Annotated in this window: 2 protein-coding genes and 2 pseudogenes; all 4 read right to left on the bottom strand. The window is 34.3% G+C overall.

The genetic code is table 11. From position 1 onward, the window contains the following. Positions 1 to 160: 160 nt before the first annotated feature. Entirely contained in the window at positions 161 to 646 is a 486-nt protein-coding gene (locus tag I2I04_RS22965; protein WP_120068329.1) for a hypothetical protein, read from the bottom strand. 658 nt (positions 647 to 1,304) lie between these two features. Continuing rightward, positions 1,305 to 1,883, bottom strand: a pseudogene (locus tag I2I04_RS23365) (RHS repeat domain-containing protein); the annotation flags it as partial. A 192-nt stretch (positions 1,884 to 2,075) separates the two neighbouring features. After that, positions 2,076 to 2,768: an imm11 family protein gene (locus I2I04_RS22955; RefSeq protein ID WP_195655932.1), complete on the bottom strand. Its 693-nt coding sequence runs from the start codon at positions 2,766 to 2,768 to the stop codon at positions 2,076 to 2,078. A 53-nt stretch (positions 2,769 to 2,821) separates the two neighbouring features. Beyond that, a pseudogene (locus I2I04_RS22950) lies at positions 2,822 to 3,001 on the bottom strand (CoA-binding protein); the annotation flags it as partial. Positions 3,002 to 3,485 lie beyond the last annotated feature (484 nt).

Genomic DNA, 3,485 nt, shown 5'->3' with positions numbered 1-3,485 from the left:
TTTCAGAAATCTTTTTGTTTAAATCCTGTATTAAATTTCCGTTTGAGTTATAATATAAAATACCCTGATACAAATTGACTATTTTCTAGCCAACTTATACCAGGGTAAGACAAAAACAGTTCACATTACAAGTACAGATGAACAAGAAAATACCTAAATTTTAATCAGTATGATTTATATCTACATGTATTACTCTTGTCAATATTACATTCACAGCTTTGTCCTCATGAATTCCTGCCTGCCAATTTTGCATTAAATTTAATGCTTTCAAACCATTTTCTTCAAAAGCCGAAAGCTTATCCCCCTCTTTCTTATTGTAAATTCTAGCACCTATCAAATGCCCTTCTTTATCTATAACATACTGAACTTTCAAGATTGTTTGTTTAGGTTCAGTATCAGAATAAACAGGACGAAATTTTCTGCTAAAATCAGATATGAAAGCTGCTTCACCTCCCTTATAAAAAGGCATTTTTTCAACAAAAGTATATACCTCTTTCTGCGATAAACTATCATATGTAACAAAATCACTTTTTTGTTGCCCTTTTATTAAATTACAAGAGCAGATACATAGCACTACAACAATCAATAGATATGTTTTATTGATTCTGAACAGGAGTTCCTGGGAAATTAAGCCAATAGTCTTCATAATATTGTTTATATAAATTAGCATTTTGTTCAGGAGTTAACACTGAATTATATTTTGGAACAAAACCATATCCTCGTTTTTGTAAGTTTATCTCATTTAATATATAATTCAGCTGCCCTTTTGTTAACATATTTAGATCGTAGCCTTTCATACCATCAATAGTAATTTGAGGATAGTTCATAATATTATTCACAATATTCTTATCCGTTGTAGAAGTAGATACAAAAGAGTTAGGAGCTACCCTTACCAACTCTGTATCTGCTGTTTGCGTCAATTCAAATGGATGTCCTAGCCTTAATGTATGTAATACTTCATGTGTGGCATCCGAAGCTATATTGGAAAGTGATCTCAACTCCCCCTTAGGATTAAACAAATTCACAGAAGAACTAAAATAGGTAGTGCCCCCTCCTAATGTGCCATCCATTTTCCCAAAAGACAACGATTGCGATATGTTTTCATTTCCACTATAAAAAGTAACAGCAGTTGATACCATCCCTCCAGAAGCTTCTTGAAATGTATTGTTTAACTGTGTACTAATAGCTGTTTTATATGCATTAATTTGAGACGATGTCAGATTAAGACTTGAATCAACATTGAAATTAACAGCTAGAGTTACAGTCTTAGTTCCATTGGCATTCAAAACAATACCCCACTCTTTACCATTGACATCAACTAACATAATAGGATTATTACCACAATACGCATACGGACTAATCGAATAGTATTTCTCCGCCAACGGATCCACAGTCATAAACCGTCCCAACACCGGATCACAATGTCTCGCCCCATAATCATACAGATTCAGCCCACCTTTTCTATCCAGCTCCTTCCCATTATACTTGTAAGGCTGAACAGATGAAGTCGAAGCAAATGTACCACCAAAAGGATAATAATGATTCACCTCCTCTATGTTTCCATTTTCATCAGCTACCACACAATTATTCCCTTGATGGCCCTGAATATAGCAATGATACTTATTGTCCGACAAAGAGACATAGCCGCCTTCCACAAGCAGCGTTTTAGCTATACCATTTTCATAGATCACATTGCCGCAATAGTCAGTGGCAGTACTCGTATCACCTGCCTGATGAACTGTCCGTAGTTTTTTCCCTGTTGCATCATAACTATATGAAATATTACTACCATCACCAAAAGTTATCCGGCGAGGTAAATTTAAGAAATTATATTGAATATCAAGAATATTCTTATTCAAATCTTTCGTCAAATTACCATTCGCACACGGCTTTTACAACAACAGTGCCAAGAGATGTGGACAGTGCAACATAAATCAATTAAATCATTCATTCAAATAAAATATCCACAGTTTTACTGGTGAAAATTGAGAACTGCCCTGACATATATGCACAACGCTTTATATCAGAGCAGCCGATGAATACTTGTTATTAAAAGATAATTGGATTTATATCAGCTAATGACAATTTTCAACTATCAGATTGGTTGCTGGAGAAAACTCCCAGCCTGTCAGCCCAGCTGATTCAATTGCATTCTTTAAGCGCTCACTTACATAAGTATTGGCATCAAGTATACTGATGGCGAAGAAATCCAGTTCACAATTAAAATCTTTGTTCATTACAAGTTTGTTACCCCATATACCCCAGGATATACCTTTCTCTGCTTTAATTTTTTTTCTTCTTTCCCAAAATTCCTCCTTTGATTTAACAGAAAAAGGATCGGACTTATATCCACTAGTTATATCATATTCCCGAAATGAGTTTTTTTCATAATCCACAAAATCCGAATAATTGGAAACTAATTTTAAGAGAAAATAATCGTATTTTACTTCTTTCTTATATAGCCCAAACGAATAGAATTGGTGAGGACACAAATTGTATTGCTCAAGGATTGCTTTGGCTTTAGGACTTAGAATGCATAGGCTACCACTAAATCCGTTACTAACAAAATCTGTTAACTTTGCATAACCAGCCAACATCACTCCATCAAGATTTGGCACATAATCTGGAAAAGTGTCTTTATATTTATATAAACTGAACAAAGCATTTGACGCATCCTCATTGTATCCTTTAATGAATCTATACGCTTGCGGGAAATCACGACCTACGATCTTTTTATCCAAAGATTCTTCCATTACAAAATATTTCATATCACAATATATTTAAGTTAAACTTCATAAGGATTTACTACTTTAATGGGAACTACAGGCACCATCGGTGGAACTCCCTGTACTTCCTTCTCCTTCGGATTCACCGCCCGAAGTTCTCCCTGATAACCTCCATTTATCAAATTCTTTAATATTGCGCCACCCGGCTTATGTACATTATTCGATGCCCCTACTACAACAATGCTTTCAGGACGAAGCAACTGGGTTGTTATCATATCATGCTTTGGTTTTCGTTTAACTTAGGTACAAATATATTCTTTCTTATGAGAAAAAAAGAAAGAAAAAGAGGAGAAATATAAGAGGAAATACAGGATAAAGGAGAGAAAGACAAAGAAATCAAGTGGATTATGCTGACTTATTGAAATGCAAAGCTATTATCTTACCATGTAATTCTTACCATTAGAACAGAATATTACTTTATGCAGAAAAAATGAATATAAAACTCACGGAGAATCTGGAATATACAGTATGAGCCCAAAGTAAATTCGAAAACTCGAAGGATAAGCAAGTTGCATAATCCTTATTCACACAAAACAGAATCTAAATCACTCGATTCAACATCAAAAAGGCTAAATTCCTAATTTCAGGAGCAGATTATTGCAAATATAAGTTCAAATAGAAAGACACTGTCCACAATTTTGTGTAAATGGAACCAGGATTCAGTTGTAAGTTTCCTCTTATATCTGTATTCTGTTTTCA

The sequence above is a fragment of the Bacteroides sp. 1001136B_160425_E2 genome (assembly GCF_015559655.1).
GTDB classification, from domain to species: Bacteria; Bacteroidota; Bacteroidia; order Bacteroidales; family Bacteroidaceae; genus Bacteroides; species Bacteroides luhongzhouii.
The sequence above is the reverse complement of the archived record's forward strand: the minus strand, read 5'-3'. Positions and strand labels throughout refer to the sequence as shown.